Origin of the sequence: Roseovarius mucosus DSM 17069 (assembly GCF_000768555.3) — a bacterium.
Lineage (GTDB): Bacteria > Pseudomonadota > Alphaproteobacteria > Rhodobacterales > Rhodobacteraceae > Roseovarius > Roseovarius mucosus.
Genome location: NZ_KN293980.1, coordinates 1 through 21,664, shown reverse-complemented (window position 1 = coordinate 21,664; position 21,664 = coordinate 1). Strand labels below are relative to the sequence as shown.

Here is a 21,664-nt window from a genome sequence, read left to right as displayed (position 1 = left end):
ATTCGGGCGTGTAGAGCGGAATGACGTGATCGCCCGGTTGCAGGCTGGTGACACCGGGGCCCACCTCGAGCACGACACCCGCGCCCTCATGCCCCAGAATGGCCGGAAACGCCCCCTCGGGATCCGCCCCGGACAGCGTGAAATCATCCGTGTGGCACAGGCCCGTCGCCTTGATCTCCACCAGAACCTCGCCCGCCTTCGGGCCCTCGAGGTTCACCTCCATGATCTCCATCGGCTTGCCCGCCTCAACAGCAACCGCCGCTCGTGTGCGCATTCAGTCTGCCCTCCCTTGCACCCCGGAGGATACAACCTTTAGGCGATTTGATCTCAGAAATTCATATCAAACCGGCCTGTTTCATACTGTGACAATATGTGCCAAGATCGCGCCAGAACTCAGTAAGACCTTAGTCGTAGAGGACGAGATGAGACCAGTTTTTACAGCTTTAGCCATTGTTTTTACAGGAATATCTCCAGTTTTCGCCGCAGGGTCCCACGATCCCGACTGGCCCTGTATCCAGCGCCGCGTCGATACACTTTCTGCGGCGGTCATGTGGCCCAATCCGCCTGAGAATCAGGACACCGCGCCGGTTCTCTCGCCCGAGGCCGCGCGGCTTGCAGAACTGCTCGCGCTGCGCCGACTCACATTGGAAGAGGCCGAATCAGCGGTTCTTGCCAGCGCGAATCTGGCCAGCGACGACTACACCGCAATCTTCCTAGACGTGTTTGAACGGCTCAATCAACGCCGGAGCGAGGTTATGGATGGCATCATCCGCTACGCCCGCAATCAGGCCCGCATGGCCCAGGAAATCGACGCGCTGCGCGTCGAAATTGCCGATCTTTCCAAGGGCGAGAGTCCCGATTTCGACCGCATCGACCAGTTGGAAGAGGACCTCGACTGGCGCGCGCGCGTGTTCGACGACCGCCGCCGCTCGCTGACCTATGCCTGCGAAACGCCGGTTCTGCTGGAAAAACGGCTCTATGCTCTGGCACAGATTCTGGCGGCGCGCGTCACCGAGTAAGGTGCGTCATTCCCATTCCAGCTCTGTAAAAGCCGCCGTCACATTGCGTGGGTGGAAAAGATCAAAGAGTGCCCAGCGCCCGGCCTCGCCTTGGCCGACCGTCTCGATTGCGTCGCCCAGCCGCAGCCCCTGCGATACCGCCGCCCGCGTCTCATCACGCAGGACCTCGAGATAGCGCTGCACATCAGCAGCCCCCGCGGGCCACTCCAGCACCGGCCCGCCATGCCCCGGCACGATGCGCGCGGGCGCAGGCGTGCCCAGCGCCTCGAGCACGCGCAACCAGCCCAGAACCGATCCATCAAGAGCGGGGCTGTGATCGTGAAAAACCAGATCCCCGGTAAAGAGCGTGCCCGTCTGCCTGTCGAACACCGTCACATCGCTCTCGCTATGTGCCGTTTCCCAGGCCACGAGATCGAGCACCCGCCCCCCCAGATCAATCTCGGCCCGGTCCGCAATCCCTTCACCCACCTCGGGCACCCGACTGCCGATGAATCCTGCTCCCATCAGGCGGGCAAAGCTGTCCTCATAGGTGTCGGCCCGCGCCGCCAGCGCCTGCCCCAGCTTGCGATGCCCGACAACCTGCGCGCCCGCTTCGACCATCACCGCAGCCCCCATCACGTGATCAGGGTGCATATGCGTGAGGATCAGATGCGAGATCGGCTTGTCCGTGACCTGTCGCACGGCCAGATAGACCGCCTCACCCACCGCACGGCTGCCCCCCGCGTCAATTACCGCGACGCTCTCGTCCCCGATAATGAACCCGATATTGGCCACATCGCCCAGATTGTCCGGCGTCACATCTTGCACATGCCCACGATGCACATAAACGCCCGGCGCGGCCTCCTCGAACGCCATCCCGCTAATGGGCCTCTCCACACAGTCAAACGGCCCCGCCAAGAGCGCATCGCCCCAATCCGGCGCGATCTCTTCGGCCCGCGCCACGGCCTGTGTGCAATCCACCGCGCTCACTGGCAAGAGCCGTGTCTCACAGGTCTCGGGACTGGCCACCATACAGAGACTCAACACGATCTCGAACATCTCTGACCCCTCGCAACACTGCTACCAAAGGTTGATACAATTTGCGCCCGATCCGTGATACTGTCCAAAGGTGCGAGTATGCCCGATCCGGAGGCCCCGATGACCCGATTTCCCCTGACCGCCCTTTGCCTGAGCCTCACACTCGGCACCGCCGCAATGGCCGAAGAGCCGCGCAATCCGCTGCAAGACGGCGAGACATGGGAGTATCTGCGCGAGGATATTCTGGACACGTCCAAGGCACTCACTCCCGGTGCGATCTTTGCCGTTGATGCCCCCTACCGCGCCCATGACGCGGCCACCGTGCCCGTGGTCGTCACCCAAACCGATCCGAGCGCGGGGCCGATCACCAAACTCAAGATCGTGGTCGATGAAAACCCGGCCCCGCTTGCTGCAGAAATCACCTTTGGTCCAGCCATGGCCCCGCTCAGCTTTGAAACGCGGGTGCGGGTCAATTCCTATTCCAACCTGCGCGTCATCGCCGAAACCGCCAGCGCCAGCTATGTTGACGGGCGTTTCGTCAAGGCCGCCGGGGGATGCGCCGCCCCCGCCACCCGCGATCCAGAGGTGGCGCTGGCCCATATGGGAGAAATGCGCCTGCGCCATTTCGATACCGCCCCGGCCCAGATCGGCAGCCGCCGCGATGCGCAGTTGATGATTCGGCACCCCAATTACTCGGGCTTGCAACGCGATCAGATCACCCAACTTTTCGTGCCCGCGCATTTCATTCAGGACCTGACCGTCTGGCAGGGCGACGAGATGCTCTTTTCCCTCACGGGCGGCATTTCGATTTCCGAGGACCCGGTGTTCCGCTTTAGTTACACCGACAACGGCACGCCCGATCTGCGCATCCGAGCTCAGGATACGGACGGCAATGTCTTTGAAGAGGTGCTGCCCAAGGCCAGCGCCTCGTGATCCGCTTCACTTGAAACAGACGATTTCGGCCTCTGCCTGTGCGCGCCGCAGCTCGGCTACGATGCCTTCGCTCACCGGCCCCGCCTTGAACATCGACATCCGCTCACCGCTGCCCTGCCGGAGCGCGAGCACGGTCTCTGCCGACACATAATCCTTGTAGGGCAGGATCGCGGCAATTTCGTCGATGGAACAGGCACAGCGCCGCAGCATCTCGCGCGTGTTTCCATTCGCCGCCATGCAGCCGAAGACGTAATCCGCCCGCGCCTCGGTCGGGTAATCGTTGAGTTGCTCGGCCACACTCTGCGCCAGACCCGTGCCGGGCAAGAGAAAGAGCAGAACCGCCAGCCGCCTCATTCCGCCGCCTCCATCAAACGTAGAGTCGATGCAAAATAGCGCCCGCCGCTCTCGCGCTCAGGCGTCTCAGCGCGCATCGAGTGATACCAGCCGGGCACCTTACCTGAAACATCAAAGACCACCCGCAACGCCGCAAAGGGGCCAAGCCGCGCGGCATTCTGATCGTCCACGAACGGGGCCAGCACCACCTCTTGGGCGGCATGGTTCTGCCCTGCCCACGTCACCTGCACCGGGCTGATCCCCTCTGGGGCCAGCAGCGACTCCTTGATGCGATTGCGGATGTAGAACGTGCTGCCCCCAGTAGCCTGCGCCAGATCGCGCACCAGCCGTTCGAGAAAGAACATCGCCATGGGATTGCCAACGCCCGCGTCAAACCCCGCCACCGGCTGTTGGCCCTTCTCCAGCACCCGCATCAGCCGCGCAGTGCCACCCTCTTCGATCCGCAGATCGTAGGCTTGCGCGCCCTGCGTCTCGGGCGGTGCGGCCTCGTTCACTGTCTCGCTCTGATACTGCAAGGCATCGCCCGGCGCGAACTCTGCCAATGTGCCGGTGCGAAAGATGAGGTCATAGCCCTCATGCGCCGTGCCTGCAGCAACCGGAGCCGCCGCCAACATCGCCCCCAGAAAAGCGCCCGCGACTGCGCGCTTCACGCGCGCGTTCTTGCCCCGCCAAGAGGCTGACAGGACCAGCGCGCGATGCGCCAGCGTGGATGCGTTGCCGCCCATTTGCTCAACTCCGGTATTGCCTCTGCCATACAGCCTTGCGTTGTTCGGTCCGTGTATTGGAACGCCCGTTCCTCACATATCTCTGGCTGACGCGCCAGACAGGCCACAAACAACAGCTCGATCATGATCCATCTCCTGCATTCTGACGACCGCGCCGCCTCATGCCAGATATGGGCTCAGTTTCCCTCAGGTCCAGCCTAGGACACAAGCCCCTCATCCCATGATTGCACTAAAGTCGTAGAGCTCTACGACCATGGTGAAGTTGACATGCGAGGGATCGGAATATCTAATCCAACTATCGACCACATCTATGAGGAGGATAGACTATGGCATGGAGCAAGCCGGTTCTGCGTGAACTGAACTGCGGAATGGAAATCAACATGTATGGCCCCGCCGAAGAAGGTGACGGCGTCCTGTTCTGAAATATCCCGACCGGTCGCAGCGAGGTAACAGGTGTTCAAGGCTCTGATACTGGGTGCTGCGGCCGGCGGTGGCCTGCCACAATGGAATTGTGGCTGCGAGAATTGCAATCTCGCCCGCGCGGGGCACATTCCCGCTTCCACCCAATCGTCACTGGCCGTCACGATGGACGGCTCGTCTTGGGTGATCCTCAACGCCTCTCCCGATATCCGCGCGCAATTGGCCGTCAACCCGGCGCTGCACCCGCGCAGCCTGCGGCATACGCCGATTGCGGGCGTGCTGCTGACGAATGGCGATATCGACCATGTTGCGGGGCTGCTCAGCCTGCGGGAACAACAGCCCTTCACCCTCTACGCCACCGGCGAAATTCACAGCGTTCTGGCCGCCAACCCCTTGATGCAGGCTGTTGATCCTGCTCGCGTGCCCCGCGTGCCGATAGCACTCGATCAACCTGTGACGCTGCTGCCCGGCCTCACCGCCACGCTCTTTGCCGTTCCCGGCAAGGTGCCGCTCTACATGGAGGGCGAGACCGTGCAAACCGATCTTGAGGGCGAGCAAACCACCGGCGTGCATCTTCAGGCCGCCGGACGCCATATATTCTACATACCGGGCTGCGCCGCCGTCACCGACCGCCTCGCCACACGGCTACGCGGGGCCGATATGGTGTTCTTCGACGGCACGCTCTGGCGCGACGACGAAATGATCGCCATGGGCCTCAGCCAGAAAACCGGGCAGCGCATGGGTCATATCTCGATGAGCGGGCCGGACGGCTCTATCGCCGCCTTGCACGATCTGGGCATCGGGCGCAAAATCTACATCCATATGAACAACTCAAACCCTGTCCTGCGCCCCGATGCCCCGGAACGCGCCGAGGCCGAATCGTCCGGCTGGATCATCGGGCAGGATGGCATGGAGATCACGCTATGACCGCCACCCGCGACGCCTTTGAAGCCCGCCTGCGCCAGATCGGGGCAGAGCGCTATCATGACCGCCACCCGTTCCACCACATGCTTCATGGCGGCCAATGCACCCCCGATCAGGTCCGTGCCTGGGTCATCAACCGCTATTATTACCAATCCCGGATCCCAATGAAGGACGCGGCCTTTCTCAGCCGGGTCGAGGATGCCGACCTGCGCCGCATCTGGCGTTCGCGGATAGAGGATCACGATGGCACGGCCGAGAATGAGGGCGGAATTCGCCGCTGGCTGCGCCTTGCCCAAGCGGTGGGGCTCGATCCCGACTACGTGGCCTCTGCTCAGGGCGTGCTGCCCGCGACCCGCTTTGCCGTCGATGCCTATGTCGCCTTTGTCCGCGAAAAACCGTTGCTTGAGGCGGTCGCGGCCTCCCTGACAGAGCTCTTCGCGCCCAAAATCCACGCCGAGCGGATCGAAGGGCTCTTGGCCAACTACGCCTTTGCCGATGACAGCAGCCTCGCCTATTTCCGCAATCGCCTGAAAGAGGCCCCCAAGGATGTGGCCTTTGGCCTCAAATGGGTGCTCGACCACGCCGATACGACAGAGAAGCAGGATGCCGCCGCTGCCGCGCTGACCTTCAAGACCGATGTGCTCTGGTCGCAGCTTGACGCGCTCTTTTCCGCCTATGTCACCCCGGCCCGTATCCCGCCCGGCGCATGGCAACCCGGCGAGGGGCTCTTGGCCAAAGGCGCGGCATGACCCCCGACGCCATCCCCCATCTGCCGCGCGGCGTGCGCCTGCATTTTGACCGCGTGCGTCAGGATTGGGTCTTACTCGCGCCCGAACGCGCGGTGCGGCTCGATCCCATCGGCCATGCGATCCTCAGCCGGGTCGACGGGGTGCAGAGCTTTGGCGCGCTTACCGCCGATCTCGCCGCGACGTTCAACGCCCCACTCGACGATGTCACCCGCGACAGCGCGGAATTCCTGGCAGGTTTGGCCGAGCGCCGCTTTCTGGAGGTGCGCTGACATGGCCAATCTCCCCATCGCCATGCTGGCGGAACTTACGCATCGCTGCCCGCTGTCCTGCCCCTATTGTTCGAACCCGATCGAACTGACCGCGCGCGACACCGAACTCAGCACCGCCGAATGGGTCTCTGTCTTTCAGCAGGCCGCCGACTTGGGCGTGCTGCAACTGCATCTTTCGGGGGGCGAACCCGCCTCGCGCCGCGACCTGGAGGAATTGGTCAAGGCCGCCCGTGACGCAGGGCTGTATACCAACCTCATCACTTCCGGCATTGGCCTGACCGAAAAACGACTGGCCGCGCTCGACGCCGCCGGGCTGGACCATATCCAGCTCTCACTCCAAGGCACCGATGCCGAGATGGCCGACCGCATCGGCGGCTACAAGGGCGGGTTCACGCGCAAGATGCAGGTTGCTCAGTGGATCGCCGCCATCGGCTTCCCTCTCACGCTCAATTTCGTCATGCATCGCGGCAACATGCACCAACTGCCCCGCGCGATCGACATGGCACAGGAGATGGGCGCACGCCGGATCGAGGTGGCAACCGTGCAATTCCATGGTTGGGCCATGCTCAATCGCGGCGCGCTCATGCCCGACCGCGCACAGGCGCGAGAGGCCAGTCGCATCGTCGCCGAGGCGCGCGCCGCCCTCAAGGGGCGTCTGGTGATTGACTATGTTCCCGCCGATTACCACGCCGACTACCCCAAGACCTGCATGGGCGGCTGGGCCACCACCGGCCTGAACGTGGCCCCCGATGGGTTGGTCTTGCCCTGCCACGCGGCGCAGACCATCAAGACGCTGACATTCGACACTGTCCGCACCCGGCCCTTGGCCGAAATCTGGCATGACGGCACCGCCTTCAACGCCTTTCGCGGCACCGACTGGATGCAGGAGCCTTGCCGTTCCTGTGAACGCAAGACGATTGATTTCGGCGGCTGCCGCTGTCAGGCGATGGCGATTGCGGGCGATGCGGCGGCGACGGATCCGGTCTGCATCAAATCCCCCCACCATGCCCGGATGCGCGCCTTGGCCGAGGATTTCTCGGGTCAGTCCGACGCAGACCTCACATGGCGGGTGATGGAGAAAACGCAGGGGTAAGCGCCCGCTCTACCGCGATTGCTCGTGCTCGTATCGCTGCTTGGCAATCGCCTCGTTGCGATCCGCCTTTTGCTGATCGGCGAGTGCCTTTTCCACATAATTGAGGTGGTCGTTCACCGCCGCCCGCGCGGCCTCGGGATCGCGCGCTTGTATGGCGGCATTGATAGCCCGGTGCTGATCCAGGAGTGCCCCGCGCGTGGTCCGCTGTTTGAACATCACCTGCCGGTTATAAAACACGCCTTCGCGCAGCAATTGAAACATCGAACGCATCATGTGCAGCATGATGACATTATGGCTGGCTTCGATGATCGCCATGTGAAACTCGGCATCCAGCCGCGCCTCATCCGACGGATTGGTCTTTTTGTGCGCCGCTTCCATCTTGTCCATGACCGTCTGGATCACCTGCAAATCGGTATCCGAAGCCAGCCGCGCCGCGCGACAGGCCGCCAGCCCCTCTAGATCGCGGCGAAAGCCGATATAGTCGAACACCGCCTCGTCATGTTCGGCAAAGAGCCGTATGAGCGCATCGGAAAAGGCGCTGCCCAGAACATCGGCCACATAGATGCCCGCCCCCGCACGCGCGCTCAGCAGGCCCTTGTCCTGCAACTCCGCCACCGCCTCGCGCAGAGAGGGGCGCGACACCCCCAGCTTCTCGGCCAGATCACGCTCGGCCGGCAGACGCTCGCCGGGGCGCAGGATGCCTTGAAGAATGAGCTTTTCAATTTGCCGCGTCACGGCAGTCGAGAGTTTTTCGGGGGTAACTTTCTGAAATGGCATGCGCGCGCCCTTGCTGAATTGGTCAGATCATATGACCACATAAAAGAGGCGGCAAGCCTGTGCTTTGGTCTCAGAGGGTGAGAAAGACGGTCGCGAGTGGCCTTACACCCCCAAGACCCACTTCCCCACTTGGGATGGAAAGAACGCCTCGACCGCCGCTGTGGCGATCACCAGCGTTTCGCCGCTGCCCGGATCGGTCACATTCTGCCCGCCAAACACCACCTGCACGGTCGCGCGCCCACGCGGCAAACCAGCCTTCAGCACCTCGGGATCAACGCGCTCCGGCTCTTGCACGCCGACCGTCACCTTGACCTCCATGTCGTGATGATCGAGTGGCGTGTTTAAAAACATCGGGATCGTTGAATGGCGGATCGCATCCTCGATCGCGCGCACAGCGGCCTTTTGGTAATCCATTCCATGCAGGTCATTACCCATCCCCATCTCAATGATAAACCGCTCTGCGCTCATGCCCGTGCCTCCATGTCGAACGAGACCGAGATGCAAGCATTGGCGACCACCGTGGGTTTGCCCACGGCGCGCGGAATGTCCAATCCGCCCCGCGCCACCTGCACGCTCACCTGCCCATAGGGGAAAATCGCGCGCAACACTTCGACATCCACCTTCTCTGGCGCCTGCACAGCAATATCGAGATCAATCAGCATGTCCGCCTTCTCGAACCCGAACAACTCGGCCAGATTGATCGAATTGTGCCACAACGCATCGCGCACCGCCCGCGCCGCCGCCTCGGTATAATCCTGCCGGCGCAGCGATGTGCCCATGCCGAATTCAGTCAGCAATCTTGTCCGCGCCATGGCTCAGAACTCCACCCCGATCTGCGCCTTGATGCCGGACCGGAACGGATGCTTGATCAGCTCCATTTCCGTAACCAGATCGGCAATCTCGATCAACTCGTCCTTGGCATTGCGCCCGGTCAGCACGACATGCGTCATATGCGGCTTTTCCTCGGCGAGAAACTGCACCACCTCGTTGATATCGAGGTAGTCATAGCGCAGCGCGATGTTGATCTCATCGAGCAGGACCATCTTGTTGGTCTCATCGCGGATCAACTCCTTGGCCTTGGCCCAGGCCGCCTGCGCCATTTCCGTGTCGCGAGTGCGATCCTGCGTTTCCCAGGTGAACCCCTCGCCCATGGTATGAAAGGCGCAGGCGTCCGAGAATTTCGACAGGATCAGGTCCCGCTCGCCGGTGCTCATGCCACCCTTGATGAACTGCACCACGGCGCAGGGCATCCCATGGGCGATGCAGCGAAAGATCATGCCGAATGCCGCCGAGGATTTGCCCTTGCCCTTACCGGTATGAACGATGATCAGCCCTTTTTCATCGGTCTTGGTGGCCATGATCTTGTCGCGGGCGGCCTTTTTCTTGGCCATCTTCATCGCGTGGCGTTCTGGATCTTCGGTCATGTCAGGCTCCTGCCGGGGTCTCGGGACCGGCAGAATGTCGCAGACCCAAGGTTAGGCGCAAGCCCTTTCTGCAAATGTCAGATTCGGTTCAAAACCAGCGCGACCCAGAGCGCAAAGGTGCTGATCGTACTCTGCCGATAGAGACCCAAGCGCCACAAGCGCGCCAACCGCGCCGGCATCGGGCCCCGGCGCATGGCGACGAATTCGGCCAGAATCTCTCGGTTTTCTGGCGTCAGATACTCTTCCAAGCGCGATAGCGCGGCGATGTTGACCTCGTTCCAGTCTCGAAAATGCCCCTCCAGCAATTGCCGGATGCGCCGCAGCCGCGCCAACCGCGTATCGTTCGAGCCGATCTGGTTCACATCATGCTGCCGATAGAGCAGCGTGGGCGTATCGTCATGCACCACGCGCCCGCCAGCCCCGGTAATGAGCTGATAGACCCACCAGTCATGCACCACGACCCGCTCGATCTTTTGTGCGGCCTCCTCGACCAGCCGCGTCGCCGCCGGATTGAGCAGGATGGTGTTGCCCGAGGCCACATTCTGCACCAAAGCATTGCGAAAGGACGGCGGTCGCGGCCTCGCCGCCGACAATCGCCGCTGGCCCAAGGCTGTATCCGTGATCCAGCTCCGGCTGCAATAGAGCGACGGGCGCGGATCTTCCGGGTCTCCCAGCGTGGCAATCCCGCGCGACAGCTTGTCGGGCAACCATACATCGTCCTGATCGCAAAACGCCATCCAATGCCCGGCGGGCGCAATTTCGGGTGTCCGCCGGATGAGAGAGAGAAAATTACCCGCTGCCCCGGCCCCCGGTCCGCTTAGGCAAATGGCGGGATGCGCGGCAGCAAATTCCCCTAGAATATCGCGGCTCTTATCTTTGGACCCATCATCGCTGGCCAGCACTTGCCAGCTTTGGTGCTCCTGCGCGGCAATGCTTTGCAGCTGATCGGACAGGAAATCTCCGCCATTGTAAACGGCGAGCAGTATTACGACATGCGGTGCCTGAAGACCATCCATACCTCAGGCCTTGGCCCGGCCACCATGCAGCAGCCGTTTGAGATAGGCACCATAATCGGTTTTCTTGAAGAGCTCGACACGCGCCTCCAGCGCCGCCGCGTCAATCCAGCCCTTGCCATAGGCGATTTCTTCGGGGCAGCCCACCTGCTGCCCCTGCCGCTGTTCCAGCGTGCGCACGAAATTCCCCGCATCGAGCAGGCTCGCATGCGTGCCGGTATCCAGCCACGCATAGCCCCGCCCCATCATCTCGACCGAGAGCAGACCGTCGCACAAATACATCTCCAGAAGCGCCGTGATCTCGAGCTCACCTCGTGGCGACGGCCGCACCGCGCGCGCGCGCTCGGGCGCTGTGCCATCGAGGAAATAGAGACCCGTCACTGCGAAATCGGACTTCGGCTCTTCCGGCTTTTCTACGATCGACACCGCCCGTCCCGAACTATCAAACTCGACCACACCATAGCGCTCGGGATCGGCCACCCGATAGCCAAAGACGGTGCCACCCGTTTCTTGCTGCGCGGCCTTCTCCAATTGCTGCGGCAACCCGTGGCCGTAAAAGATATTGTCCCCCAGCACGAGCGCCGAGGCCTGTCCGCTCAAAAACCCTTCCGCCAGCAGATAGGCCTGCGCCAGCCCATCCGGCGATGGCTGCACGATATACTCGAACATCAGCCCCCATTGGCTGCCATCGCCCAAGAGTCGCTGAAACTGTGCCTGATCCTGCGGCGTGGTGATGATCGCAATTTCGCGGATACCCGCCAACATCAGCGCCGTCAGCGGATAATAGATCATCGGTTTGTCATAGACCGGCAAGAGTTGCTTGCTCAGTCCCATGGTGATCGGATAGAGCCGCGTGCCCGATCCGCCCGCCAATACGATCCCCTTGCGTGCCGTGGTCATGCGCGCTCCAGTTCTTGCAGGACGCGGGCCAGCCCCGCCCGCCAATCGGGTCGCCCGATACCAAACTCTGCCTCAAGTGATCCACAATCAAGACGGGAATTCTGCGGGCGCACGGCAGGGGTCGGATAACCGCTGGTGGGGATACCTGTCACAACTGTCGCCCGTCCGGCTTGGGCGAAAATCTCTCGCGCGAAATCGGCCCAGCTTGCGTCTGGCGCGCCGCTGAAATGATAAAGCCCCCCAGCATGGCCCGCGACCATCGCCCGCCCCATGGTCAAGAGCGCCGCCGCGATATCCGCCGCCGGGGTCGGCCCGCCGATCTGATCCTCGACCACGCTCAGCGCCTCGCGGGTTTCCGACAGGCGCAGCATCGTCTTGACGAAATTGTTGCCATGCGCCGAAAACACCCAAGAGGTGCGCAGGATCGCGCTTTGACCACCTGCGGCGCGCACGGCCTCTTCGCCCACCAGTTTGGAGCGGCCATAGGCATTGCAGGGGGCGACCGGATCGGTCGGCCTGCGCGGTTCCACGCCGCCTCCGTCGAACACGTAATCAGTAGAGACATGGCAAAACGGGATACCCAGATCGGCACAGGCCCGTGCCATCGCGCCCGGAGCGCCCCCGTTGATGGCCGTGGCCAAATCCTCTTCGGTCTCGGCGCGGTCCACTGCAGTATAGGCGGCGGCATTGATCACCAGATCGGGCGCGTGGGCGTGGATCGCGGCGGCGCACACTTCGGGTCGCGCCAGATCCGCCGCCTCGCGGCTCAGCGCCGTAACCTCGGCCAGCCTCAGCAATTCGGTGGCCACCTGACCGCTGCGCCCGAATACCAGTATCTTCATCCTGCTCATTCCGACCCGGCTCAGCCGGTCCCCAATCGCTTGCCCACACCTTCACGCGCCAAAAGCGCCTGCCACCACGGTTCATTCTCCAGATACCACCGCACCGTGCGCTGCAACCCCTCGTCCACCGTCACAGATGGCCGCCAGCCCATTTCCCGCCGGATGCGCGCGGGATCAATCGCATAGCGCGCATCATGCCCCGGACGATCCGCGACAAAGCTGATCTGCGCGGCATAGGATTGCCCATCGTCGCGCGGGGCCTGTTCATCCAGAACCGCGCAGAGTCTATGCACCAACTCCAGATTGCTCAGCTCATTCTCGCCGCCGATGTTATATGACCGTCCCGGCGCGCCACGCTCCAGCACCGTCAAGAGCGCCTCGGCATGATCCTCGACATAAAGCCAGTCCCGCACGTTCGACCCATCGCCGTAAATCGGCAAGGGCTTGCCCGCCAAGGCGTTGAGAATGATCACCGGGATCAGCTTTTCGGGGAAATGGAACGGCCCGTAATTGTTCGAGCAATTGGTGATCAGAATGGGCAAACCATAGGTCTCGTGCCAGGCCCGCACCAGATGATCCGACGCCGCCTTGGACGCCGAATAGGGACTACGCGGATCATAGGGCGTGTCTTCGGTGAACTTCACCGATGGATCGGCGGGCAAAGAGCCATAGACCTCATCGGTCGAAACATGCTGAAAGCGAAACGCCTCGGGCCTACCCTGCGCCTGCCAATACCCGCGCGCGGCCTCCAAGAGATTGTAGGTACCGGTGATATTGGTCTCTACAAAGGTGCCGGGGCCATCAATCGAGCGGTCCACATGGCTCTCTGCCGCCAGATGCAACACCACGTCGGGCATATGGTCGGCAAACACTCGGGCCATGGCGGACCGATCCCGAATATCGGCATGCACAAATGTATAACGCGGGCTATCCGCCACGCTCGCCACATTCTCGAGACAGGCCGCATAGGTCAGCGCATCAAGGTTGATCACCTCATGCCCTCGCGCCACCGCCAGCCGCACCACCGCCGACCCGATGAACCCGGCCCCACCGGTGATCAAGAGCCTCATGCCGCCGCCTCATACACAAAGGGGCTCTCGAAATCGCGCAAGAGCGGTGCCTTGGCATCCTTGGCGCTCAGCATCGCCGATGCCGGATCAATCCCCCAATCAATACCAATCTCGGGATCGTCGAACCGCACCGCGCCATCGCAGTCCGGAGCGTAGTAATCCGAACATTTATAGATGATCTCTGTCATTGGCGCACGAGTGACGAATCCGTGCAAAAATCCCTGGGGGATCAACAGTTGCCGCCCATTCTCGAAACTCAACTCAACACCCACCCATTGCCCATAGGTCGGGCTGCCGCGCCGAATATCCACCGCGACATCATAAAGCACCCCACGCCCGCAGCGCACCAGCTTGGCTTGTGCATGTGGCGGCGACTGAAAATGCAGCCCCCGCACCGTGCCCACCTGTTCCGAGAGCGAATGATTGTCCTGCACGAAATCAATGGCGATCCCGGCCTCTTCCATCCGCCGCCGATTCCAACTTTCGCTGAAGAATCCGCGCGCATCGCCATGACGTGCAGGCGTAAGGATTACCACGCCGGCTAAGGAGGTCTGTTCAATCTGCATGCCTTGCTCGTAGTCCCTCATGCGGCGCTAGGCAATTGCCTCACTGCGCCTCTATCTCTTACATTATGCCTCACACCTTCTGGCAAATCGCCGCGTTTTTGGCCAGTCTCAATGTCCAAGTGACCCGTATCTAACCACTCCCCGCGGTCGCCCCTGGTGTCAAAAGCCGCCGAAACAGGGCCTCTAGATGCGCCGATGCACCGGTGTGCACGTCAACGTCACGCATCAGCACCCCTACCTGTGCCTCGAAATCCGCGTAATGCTGCGTCGTGGCCCAGATCGAAAACAGCAGGTGGCGTGGATCGACCGGTGCCAGCTTGCCCTGTCGAACCCACCCATCGATCACCGCCGCCGTCTGATCAACCAATGGCTTCAGCACGCTCTCCAAGTGCGGCCCCATGCGTGGCGCGCCTTGCAGGATTTCATTGGCAAACAATCGGCTCTCGCGCGGCAGATCACGCGACATCTCCAGTTTGCGGCCCACATACCCCATCAACTCTTCCAGCGGTTCGCCCTGCGGATCAATCGCGCGAAGCGGGGCCAACCAGGCATCCAGCAACTGATTGAGCAAGGTGACGTGGATCTCTTCCTTGCCTTCGAAATAATAGAGAATATTGGGCTTGCTCAGCCCCGCCTCTGCCGCGATCTGATCCAGTGTTGCGCCGCGATAGCCATGGGTCGAAAACACCTCAAGCGCCGCCTCGAGAATCCGCTTGCGATTGCGCAATTGAATCCGGCTAGGCTTGCGACCGGCTTGCGCTACGGGGGCTTGCGGCATCCTCTTCCTTTCCATGCGGGGCGCGTTTTTCATCACCCCGCTTCCAGCTTAGCCAGATCACGGCTCAGGCCCAAGACGAATCTTGACAGCGTGCATGACCCACGCAATCGTAAGTTTACCAAATGGTAAAAAAGCGAGCAATCCCATGGCGGCACCCGGCGAAAACCTCAAGATCAACAGCACCCGGCTCTGGGACAGCCTGATGGAGATGGCCAAGATTGGCCCAGGCATTGCAGGCGGCAACAATCGCCAGACCCTGACGGACGAGGATGCCGAGGGGCGCGCACTCTTTCAATCCTGGTGCGAGGCGGCGGGTCTGAGCATGGGCGTTGATGAGATGGGCAATATGTTCGCCCGCCGCGAGGGCACAGACCCCGAGGCGCTGCCAGTCTATGTCGGCAGCCATCTCGACACACAACCCACGGGCGGCAAATACGACGGTGTGCTGGGCGTGCTGGCGGGGCTCGAAATCATCCGCACCCTCAACGACCTGGACATCAAGACCAAACACCCCATCGTCGTCACCAACTGGACGAATGAGGAGGGCACCCGTTTTGCCCCCGCCATGCTTGCTTCAGGCGTGTTCGCTGGTGTGCTGGACCGCGATTGGGCCTACGGGCGGGTCGATGCCAAGGGCAAACGCTTTGGCGACGAACTCGAGCGGATTGGATGGAAAGGCCCAGAAAAGGTCGGCGCCCGCAAGATGCACGCCTTTTTCGAGTTGCATATCGAACAGGGCCCGATCCTCGAGGCCGAAGGCAAGCAGATCGGCGTTGTGACCCACGGACAGGGCTTGCGCTGGATCGAATGCACCGTCACGGGCAAGGGCCAACACACCGGCTCGACCCCGATGTATATGCGCCGCAACGCCGGGCGCGGGCTGGCACGGGTCACGGAACTCGTCCATGAAATCGCCCTGCAATATCAACCGAATGCCGTGGGAGCGATCGGTCATATCGACGTCTACCCCAACAGCCGCAACATCATCCCCGAGAAGGTGGTCTTCACCGTCGATTTCCGCTCTCATATCCTTGAGACACTCGAGGCAATGGCCGACGAACTCATGACAACCGCTCCCGGCCTCTGTGCCGATGTGGGTGTGAAATTCACCGCCGAAGTGGTTGGCGCCTTTGATCCCCCCGCCTTTGACGAGACCCTTACCACCCGCGTGCGCGACGCCGCCGACCGGCTGGGTTATAGCCATATGGACATCGTTTCAGGCGCAGGCCACGATGCCTGCTGGATCAACAAGGTCTATCCCACCACCATGATCATGTGCCCCTGCAAGGACGGCCTCAGCCATAACGAGGCCGAGGAAATCACCCCCGACTGGGCGCGCGCTGGCACGGACGTGCTCTTGCACGCCGTGCTGGAAACGGCCGAGGTGGTGGAATGATTGGGGGCCAGCCCCCAAACCCCCGAGGTATTTAAAGCCAGATGAAAGACCACCCGCCAGAAAGACAGGGAGATCCCCAATGACCACCAAAGTCATCAAGAACGGCACTGTCGTCACCGCCGACCGCACATGGAAGGCCGATGTGCTGATCGAGGGCGAGACCATCAAACAGATCGGGACGGACCTAAAGGGCGACAGCACGATTGACGCAACGGACGCCTACGTCATTCCCGGCGGCATCGACCCGCACACCCATCTGGAAATGCCCTTCATGGGTACCACCGCCGCCGAAACCTTTGAAACCGGCACATGGGCGGCGGCCTGTGGCGGCACCACCATGATCGTGGATTTCTGCCTGCCCGGGGCCGATGGCAGCATCAAGAATGCGATCAACGAATGGCACCGCAAATCTGCCCCTCAGATTTGCAGCGACATCGGCTATCACATGGCCATCACCGGCTGGAATGAGACCGTGTTCAACGAAATGAAGGATGCCGTCGATATGGGTGTCAATTCCTTCAAGCATTTCATGGCCTACAAGGGCGCGTTGATGATCGAGGATGACGAGATGTTCGCCTCGTTCAAACGCTGCGCCGAACTCGGGGCGCTGCCGATGGTCCATGCCGAAAACGGTGACCTGGTGGCTGAGATGCAGCAGAAATACTTTGATCAGGGCATCACCGGGCCAGAGGGTCACGCCTATTCCCGCCCCCCAGAATTCGAGGGCGAGGCCGCCAACCGCGCGATCTGTATTGCCGATGCGGCGGGCGTGCCGCTCTATATCGTGCATGTCTCTTGCGAGCAGGCGCACGAGGCGATCCGGCGCGCGCGGCAAAAGGGCATGCGCGTCTATGGCGAGCCGCTGATCCAGTTCCTGACGCTGGACGAGTCCGAATATTTCAACAAGGATTGGGACCATGCTGCGCGCCGCGTGATGTCGCCCCCGTTCCGCTCCAAGGACCATCAGGATAGCCTCTGGGCCGGATTGCAGGCGGGGTCACTGCAAGTCGTCGCCACGGATCACGCCGCCTTTTCCACCGCGCAGAAACGCGCCGGGCGCAACGATTTCCGCATCATCCCCAATGGCTCCAACGGGCTAGAGGAGCGGCTGGCCGTGCTCTGGACGCATGGTGTGGAAACCGGCCGCCTCACGCTCAACGAATTCGTCGCCGTCACCTCGTCCAACGTGGCCAAAATTCTCAACATCTACCCGAAAAAGGGCGCGATTGTCGAAGGGGCGGATGCCGATCTCGTGGTCTGGGACCCAAAGATCACCAAGACGATCAGCGCCTCCAACCACCATTCCATCCTTGATTACAACGTCTTTGAGGGATTCGAGGTCAAGGCGCAGCCGCGCTATACGCTCAGCCGGGGCGAAGTGATCTGGGCCTGGGGGCAAAACTCGCAGCCACAACCGGGGCGCGGCCGCTTTGTTCCCCGCCCGGCCTTCCCCTCGGCGCATCAGGCGCTGTCGAAATGGAAGGCGCTGACCGCCCCCAAGATGATCCAGCGCGACCCGCTGAATATCCCGGCAGGGATTTGAAAATTTTGGTACGCCGGGTCCGCTTTGCCGGGTGCCTCTTGACAACCAACAGCCAGCCGGGCGCAGTAGCGACCGGGCCAGCAGGGGATAGGGTTTGAGCAGCAATACCGTGATCAGCGCGCGCAACCTTTCGCTGACGTTTCAGACTGGCGACGGGCCGGTGCATGCGCTCAAGGACGTACGCCTTGAGGTGCAAAAGGGCGATTTCGTCAGCTTCATCGGCCCCTCGGGCTGTGGCAAGACCACCTTTCTGCGCTGCATGGCGGATCTGGAGCATCCCACCGGCGGCAGCCTCGCCGTCAATGGCATCAGTCCCGAAGAGGCGCGCAAATCTCGCGCTTATGGCTATGTGTTTCAGGCGGCTGGCCTCTATCCTTGGCGCACCATCGGCGGCAATATCCGATTACCACTCGAAATAATGGGCTATGGGCGCGAGGATCAGGACGTCCGCGTCAAGCGCGTGCTGGAATTGGTCGATCTTGCGGGGTTCGAGCGGAAATACCCCTGGCAGTTGTCGGGTGGCATGCAGCAGCGCGCCAGCATCGCCCGCGCTCTGGCCTTTGACGCCGATCTGCTTTTGATGGACGAACCCTTTGGCGCATTGGATGAAATCGTGCGCGACCACCTCAACGAACAACTTCTGCATCTCTGGGAGCGCACCAACAAGACCATCTGCTTCGTCACCCATTCCATCCCCGAGGCGGTGTATCTGAGTACGAAAATCGTGGTCATGTCGCCCCGCCCCGGCCGCATCACCGATGTGATCGAAAGCACGCTGCCGAGACATCGACCGCTCGACATACGCGAGACGCCGGAGTTCCTCGAAATCGCCCATCGGGTCCGCGAAGGGCTGCGCGCGGGGCATGGCGATGCGGTCTGACATGCCTCTCCTGCAAATCGTGGCCGTGACAGGAAGGAAGGCGTGATGCGCAATCTCCTGCCTGTTCTCACCATCGTCGCCACGCTTATTGCGCTCTGGTATGCCGCCGCCGTGGCGCTCAACGCGCAATGGGCGCGGGATCAGGCGGCGCGGGCAGGCGAGACGTTGACCATGAGCGCACTGGTGGCGGACACTTGGTCGCAGGACAAGCCCAAGCTACCCGCGCCGCATCAGGTTGTCACCGAGATATGGAACACCACCGGAGCCATGGTGCTGGAAGGGCGCGGATTTTCAAAGCGGTCCCTGTTTTATCACAGCTGGATCACCTTCAGCGCGACCGCTCTCGGGTTTCTCTTGGGCACTGCCCTTGGTATCGCGCTGGCCATTGGCATCGTTTACAACCGCACTATGGACATGAGCGTGATGCCTTGGGTCATCGCGAGCCAGACGATTCCCATTCTGGCGATTGCCCCGATGATCATCGTCGTGCTCAATGCCGTGGGCATTTCCGGGCTGCTGCCCAAGGCGATGATCTCGATGTATCTGTCGTTTTTTCCGGTGGTTGTTGGCATGGTCAAGGGACTGCGCAGCCCCACGCCCATGCAGCTTGACCAGATGCGCACTTGGAACGCGAGCGCCAACCAGACCTTCTGGCGGCTGCGCCTGCCCTCGTCGATGCCATACCTCTTCACCTCGCTCAAGGTGGGCATGGCCGCCAGTCTTGTCGGTGCCATCGTGGGCGAATTGCCCACGGGTGCTGTCGCGGGGCTGGGCGCGCGCCTGCTGGCAGGTAGTTATTATGGCCAGACCATCCAGATATGGTCGGCGCTAATCATGGCGGCAACCTTGGCGGCGGTTCTGGTGGGGCTGATCGGCCTTATCCAGCGGATCACGCTTAAACGGATGGGGATGGCGTGATGGGCTGGCTGGCGCTTGGACTGATGGCATGGGGGCTTGGCTGGTGGATCAATTCCCACCTGTCGCACCAGCCTAGAACAAGCACCACGCGACTCTTGGTTCCGGTTATCTTTGGCCTCACCGTGGTGGTGATCTGGGAATGTCTCGTGCGGGGTCTCTCGATCTCCCCCGTCCTCCTGCCCGCCCCCACCGCCATTGCCGCAACTTTCGCCAAATCCACCCATATCCTTTGGTCCGATTTCGTGCAGACCGCGCTCAAGGGCGCACTCACCGGCTATATCATGGGCTGCGGCGCGGCCTTTCTCACCGCCATCGCCATCGACCGCTTTCCCTTCCTGCAACGGGGTCTGCTGCCGGTGGGAAATTTCGTCGCCGCACTGCCGATCATCGGCATGGCCCCCATTCTGGTGATGTGGTTCGGCTTTGACTGGCAGTCCAAGGCGGCGGTCGTCGTGGTCATGGTCTTCTTTCCCATGCTGGTGAACACCGTGCAGGGGCTGACCGATACTGACGCCATGCAGCGCGACCTGATGCGCACCTATGCAGCGGGCTATTGGCAAACCTTGTTCAAGCTGCGCTTGCCCGCCGCGATGCCCTTTATCTTCAATGGCCTCAAGATCGCGACGACACTGGCGTTGATCGGGGCAATTGTGGCAGAGTTCTTTGGCTCGCCCATCAAGGGCATGGGATTCCGCATTTCAACCTCGGTCGGGCAACTGGCGCTCGATCTGGTCTGGGCCGAGATTGTGGTCGCGGCGATTGCGGGCTCTGGATTTTACGGCGCCGTGGCGCTCTTGGAAAAGGCCGTGACATTCTGGCACCCGTCACAAAGAAGCCGGGCATAAGACAAGAAACCATCAACAAGGGAGACAACAGATGAAAAGACTGACAGGACTATTCAGCCTCGCGGCGCTGACCGGCTTTTCGGGTATGGCGCAGGCGGCAGATGATCTGACGTTGCAACTCAAATGGGTGACGCAGGCGCAATTTGCGGGCTATTACGTGGCTCTCGACAAAGGGTTCTACGAAGAAGAAGACCTCAACGTCACGATCAAGCCCGGCGGGCCGGATATCGCGCCCACCCAGGTGATCGCAGGCGGCGGCGCGGATGTGACGGTGGAATGGATGCCCGCCGCGCTTTCGGCACGGGAAAAGGGACTGCCGCTCGTCAATATCGCGCAGCCGTTCAAATCCTCGGGCATGATGCTGACCTGCCTCAAGGAAACCGGCGTCACCGGGCCGGATGATTTCCCCGGTCGCACGCTGGGTGTCTGGTTCTTTGGCAATGAATTCCCGTTTCTCTCATGGATGAGCCAGCTTGGCTTTTCCACTGATGGCGGGGCTGATGGGGTGACGGTGCTCAAACAGGGCTTCAACGTCGATCCGCTCTTGCAGAAACAGGCGGATTGTATCTCGACCATGACTTATAACGAATACTGGCAGGTCATCGACGCCGGCATCACCGAGGATCAACTGATCACCTTCAAATACGAAGATCAGGGTGTCGCCACGCTTGAAGATGGTCTCTATGTTCTGGAGGATAAGCTGAGCGACCCGGCAGAGGTGGACAAGCTCACCCGCTTTGTACGCGCCTCGATGAAAGGCTGGAAATGGGCCGAAGAAAATCCCGAAGACGCCGCGATGATCGTGCTCGACAATGACGCCACCGGCGCACAGACCGAAGAGCATCAGATCCGCATGATGACCGAAGTGGCCAAGTTGACCGCGGGCTCCAACGGTGCCCTCGACCCCGAGGATTACGAGCGCACGGTGCAATCGCTGCTCTCGGGCGGATCAGACCCGGTGATCAGCGCCCATCCCGGCGACGGCGCATGGACCCACGTAATCAGCGATGCCGCGCTTAACTGATTCCTGAACCAAACATTCCAGATGGCCCAGCTTTTGTTCGGGCCATCTGGTGGTCGACCAAAAGCCACCAATCAGCCCATGCAACCGGACCTGCGCGGCACGCTTGCGGTGGATTGGCGGGGATATTGTCTTTGGGGGATGCGCAAACGACAAGGCCCGCAGCGAGTGCGGGCCTTAAGTCGGAT

The 21,664-nt window shown here is 61.7% G+C and carries 28 protein-coding genes; 13 read left to right on the top strand and 15 right to left on the bottom strand.

Going from position 1 to position 21,664, the window contains the following annotated elements; genetic code table 11:
* Together ROSMUC_RS21340 and ROSMUC_RS21180 are read right to left on the bottom strand one after the other, a co-directional pair.
* A partial coding sequence (locus tag ROSMUC_RS21340) for an alcohol dehydrogenase catalytic domain-containing protein (RefSeq protein ID WP_425442792.1) occupies positions 1–274 on the bottom strand: 274 nt, incomplete at its 3' end.
* Positions 275–355: 81 nt separating this feature from the next.
* Complete coding sequence (locus ROSMUC_RS21180) at positions 356–550, bottom strand: hypothetical protein (RefSeq protein WP_206018447.1); 195 nt, start codon at positions 548–550, stop codon at positions 356–358.
* On the opposite strand from ROSMUC_RS21180, the gene ROSMUC_RS11225 reads away from it, so the two are divergent.
* Positions 549–1,019 carry a hypothetical protein gene (locus ROSMUC_RS11225; protein ID WP_052115324.1) on the top strand — a complete coding sequence of 157 codons (471 nt, stop codon included), beginning with the start codon at positions 549–551 and terminating at the stop codon, positions 1,017–1,019. The two genes, ROSMUC_RS21180 and ROSMUC_RS11225, sit on opposite strands and share 2 nt — an antisense overlap.
* Before the next feature lie 6 nt (positions 1,020–1,025).
* Here the strand turns inward: ROSMUC_RS11225 and ROSMUC_RS11220 are convergent, their stop codons facing one another.
* The gene (locus tag ROSMUC_RS11220; RefSeq protein ID WP_037273088.1) at positions 1,026–2,057 is read right to left on the bottom strand and encodes a quinoprotein relay system zinc metallohydrolase 2; all 1,032 of its coding nucleotides are present in this window, start codon (positions 2,055–2,057) and stop codon (positions 1,026–1,028) included.
* A 99-nt stretch (positions 2,058–2,156) separates the two neighbouring features.
* Between ROSMUC_RS11220 and ROSMUC_RS11215 the strand changes: the two genes are divergently transcribed.
* On the top strand, positions 2,157–2,969 hold the full coding sequence (locus ROSMUC_RS11215) for a quinoprotein dehydrogenase-associated SoxYZ-like carrier (RefSeq protein WP_037273987.1): 813 nt from the start codon (positions 2,157–2,159) through the stop codon (positions 2,967–2,969).
* Between the two features lie 6 nt (positions 2,970–2,975).
* Here ROSMUC_RS11215 and ROSMUC_RS11210 read toward each other — a convergent pair whose 3' ends face one another.
* Positions 2,976–3,323 (bottom strand): hypothetical protein, encoded by a 348-nt coding sequence (locus ROSMUC_RS11210; protein WP_037273086.1) that lies wholly within the window; start codon positions 3,321–3,323, stop codon positions 2,976–2,978.
* Positions 3,320–4,048, bottom strand: coding sequence for a hypothetical protein (locus ROSMUC_RS11205; protein WP_245875167.1), 729 nt, complete (start codon positions 4,046–4,048; stop codon positions 3,320–3,322). Before ROSMUC_RS11205 ends, ROSMUC_RS11210 begins: the two co-directional genes overlap by 4 nt.
* A 326-nt stretch (positions 4,049–4,374) precedes the next feature.
* On the opposite strand from ROSMUC_RS11205, the gene pqqA reads away from it, so the two are divergent.
* The 5 genes from pqqA to pqqE are packed head-to-tail and all read left to right on the top strand — an operon-like array spanning position 4,375 to position 7,503.
* Positions 4,375–4,470 (top strand): pyrroloquinoline quinone precursor peptide PqqA, encoded by a 96-nt coding sequence (gene pqqA / locus ROSMUC_RS11195; protein ID WP_037246620.1) that lies wholly within the window; start codon positions 4,375–4,377, stop codon positions 4,468–4,470.
* Between the two features lie 31 nt (positions 4,471–4,501).
* The gene (pqqB, locus tag ROSMUC_RS11190; protein ID WP_037273084.1) at positions 4,502–5,395 is read left to right on the top strand and encodes a pyrroloquinoline quinone biosynthesis protein PqqB; all 894 of its coding nucleotides are present in this window, start codon (positions 4,502–4,504) and stop codon (positions 5,393–5,395) included.
* The gene (gene pqqC / locus ROSMUC_RS11185; protein ID WP_037273082.1) at positions 5,392–6,141 is read left to right on the top strand and encodes a pyrroloquinoline-quinone synthase PqqC; all 750 of its coding nucleotides are present in this window, start codon (positions 5,392–5,394) and stop codon (positions 6,139–6,141) included. The genes pqqB and pqqC overlap by 4 nt, the downstream gene beginning before the upstream one ends.
* Complete coding sequence (gene pqqD / locus ROSMUC_RS11180) at positions 6,138–6,410, top strand: pyrroloquinoline quinone biosynthesis peptide chaperone PqqD (RefSeq protein WP_037273080.1); 273 nt, start codon at positions 6,138–6,140, stop codon at positions 6,408–6,410. Before pqqC ends, pqqD begins: the two co-directional genes overlap by 4 nt.
* A gap of 1 nt (position 6,411) precedes the next feature.
* On the top strand, positions 6,412–7,503 hold the full coding sequence (gene pqqE / locus ROSMUC_RS11175) for a pyrroloquinoline quinone biosynthesis protein PqqE (protein WP_037273079.1): 1,092 nt from the start codon (positions 6,412–6,414) through the stop codon (positions 7,501–7,503).
* Positions 7,504–7,512: 9 nt separating this feature from the next.
* Here the strand turns inward: pqqE and ROSMUC_RS11170 are convergent, their stop codons facing one another.
* From ROSMUC_RS11170 to ROSMUC_RS11125, 10 genes are all read right to left on the bottom strand, one after another.
* Positions 7,513–8,280, bottom strand: a complete 768-nt coding sequence (locus ROSMUC_RS11170) for an FCD domain-containing protein (protein WP_037273078.1) — start codon at positions 8,278–8,280, stop codon at positions 7,513–7,515.
* A 102-nt stretch (positions 8,281–8,382) separates the two neighbouring features.
* Positions 8,383–8,748, bottom strand: coding sequence for a Lin0512 family protein (locus ROSMUC_RS11165; protein ID WP_037273077.1), 366 nt, complete (start codon positions 8,746–8,748; stop codon positions 8,383–8,385).
* A complete protein-coding gene (locus tag ROSMUC_RS11160) occupies positions 8,745–9,092 on the bottom strand; it encodes a Lin0512 family protein (RefSeq protein WP_037273076.1) in 348 nt (115 codons plus the stop codon). Before ROSMUC_RS11160 ends, ROSMUC_RS11165 begins: the two co-directional genes overlap by 4 nt.
* Positions 9,093–9,095: 3 nt before the next feature.
* Positions 9,096–9,704 carry a cob(I)yrinic acid a,c-diamide adenosyltransferase gene (gene cobO, locus ROSMUC_RS11155; protein WP_037273075.1) on the bottom strand — a complete coding sequence of 203 codons (609 nt, stop codon included), beginning with the start codon at positions 9,702–9,704 and terminating at the stop codon, positions 9,096–9,098.
* 77 nt (positions 9,705–9,781) lie between these two features.
* On the bottom strand, positions 9,782–10,720 hold the full coding sequence (locus tag ROSMUC_RS11150; protein WP_037273073.1) for a glycosyltransferase family 2 protein: 939 nt from the start codon (positions 10,718–10,720) through the stop codon (positions 9,782–9,784).
* Positions 10,721–10,723: 3 nt separating this feature from the next.
* The gene (gene rfbA, locus ROSMUC_RS11145) at positions 10,724–11,617 is read right to left on the bottom strand and encodes a glucose-1-phosphate thymidylyltransferase RfbA (RefSeq protein ID WP_037273071.1); all 894 of its coding nucleotides are present in this window, start codon (positions 11,615–11,617) and stop codon (positions 10,724–10,726) included.
* Positions 11,614–12,459 carry a dTDP-4-dehydrorhamnose reductase gene (gene rfbD, locus ROSMUC_RS11140; protein WP_037273069.1) on the bottom strand — a complete coding sequence of 282 codons (846 nt, stop codon included), beginning with the start codon at positions 12,457–12,459 and terminating at the stop codon, positions 11,614–11,616. The genes rfbA and rfbD overlap by 4 nt, the downstream gene beginning before the upstream one ends.
* 20 nt (positions 12,460–12,479) lie before the next feature.
* Positions 12,480–13,529 carry a dTDP-glucose 4,6-dehydratase gene (rfbB, locus tag ROSMUC_RS11135; RefSeq protein WP_037273068.1) on the bottom strand — a complete coding sequence of 350 codons (1,050 nt, stop codon included), beginning with the start codon at positions 13,527–13,529 and terminating at the stop codon, positions 12,480–12,482.
* Positions 13,526–14,095 (bottom strand): dTDP-4-dehydrorhamnose 3,5-epimerase, encoded by a 570-nt coding sequence (gene rfbC, locus ROSMUC_RS11130; RefSeq protein ID WP_037273066.1) that lies wholly within the window; start codon positions 14,093–14,095, stop codon positions 13,526–13,528. The genes rfbB and rfbC overlap by 4 nt, the downstream gene beginning before the upstream one ends.
* A 130-nt stretch (positions 14,096–14,225) precedes the next feature.
* Complete coding sequence (locus ROSMUC_RS11125) at positions 14,226–14,873, bottom strand: TetR family transcriptional regulator C-terminal domain-containing protein (protein WP_037273064.1); 648 nt, start codon at positions 14,871–14,873, stop codon at positions 14,226–14,228.
* Positions 14,874–15,018: 145 nt separating this feature from the next.
* On the opposite strand from ROSMUC_RS11125, the gene ROSMUC_RS11120 reads away from it, so the two are divergent.
* The 6 genes from ROSMUC_RS11120 to ROSMUC_RS11095 all read left to right on the top strand — a co-directional run bounded on the left by ROSMUC_RS11120 (position 15,019) and on the right by ROSMUC_RS11095 (position 21,479).
* The gene (locus tag ROSMUC_RS11120) at positions 15,019–16,269 is read left to right on the top strand and encodes a Zn-dependent hydrolase (RefSeq protein ID WP_037273062.1); all 1,251 of its coding nucleotides are present in this window, start codon (positions 15,019–15,021) and stop codon (positions 16,267–16,269) included.
* Positions 16,270–16,348: 79 nt separating this feature from the next.
* On the top strand, positions 16,349–17,812 hold the full coding sequence (gene hydA, locus ROSMUC_RS11115; RefSeq protein WP_037273060.1) for a dihydropyrimidinase: 1,464 nt from the start codon (positions 16,349–16,351) through the stop codon (positions 17,810–17,812).
* 94 nt (positions 17,813–17,906) lie between these two features.
* The gene (locus tag ROSMUC_RS11110) at positions 17,907–18,692 is read left to right on the top strand and encodes an ABC transporter ATP-binding protein (protein ID WP_037273058.1); all 786 of its coding nucleotides are present in this window, start codon (positions 17,907–17,909) and stop codon (positions 18,690–18,692) included.
* A 45-nt stretch (positions 18,693–18,737) separates the two neighbouring features.
* Entirely contained in the window at positions 18,738–19,610 is an 873-nt protein-coding gene (locus tag ROSMUC_RS11105; RefSeq protein WP_425442791.1) for an ABC transporter permease, read from the top strand.
* Positions 19,610–20,455, top strand: coding sequence for an ABC transporter permease (locus ROSMUC_RS11100; protein ID WP_037273055.1), 846 nt, complete (start codon positions 19,610–19,612; stop codon positions 20,453–20,455). The genes ROSMUC_RS11105 and ROSMUC_RS11100 overlap by 1 nt, the downstream gene beginning before the upstream one ends.
* A gap of 31 nt (positions 20,456–20,486) precedes the next feature.
* Entirely contained in the window at positions 20,487–21,479 is a 993-nt protein-coding gene (locus ROSMUC_RS11095; RefSeq protein ID WP_037273053.1) for an ABC transporter substrate-binding protein, read from the top strand.
* Positions 21,480–21,664 lie beyond the last annotated feature (185 nt).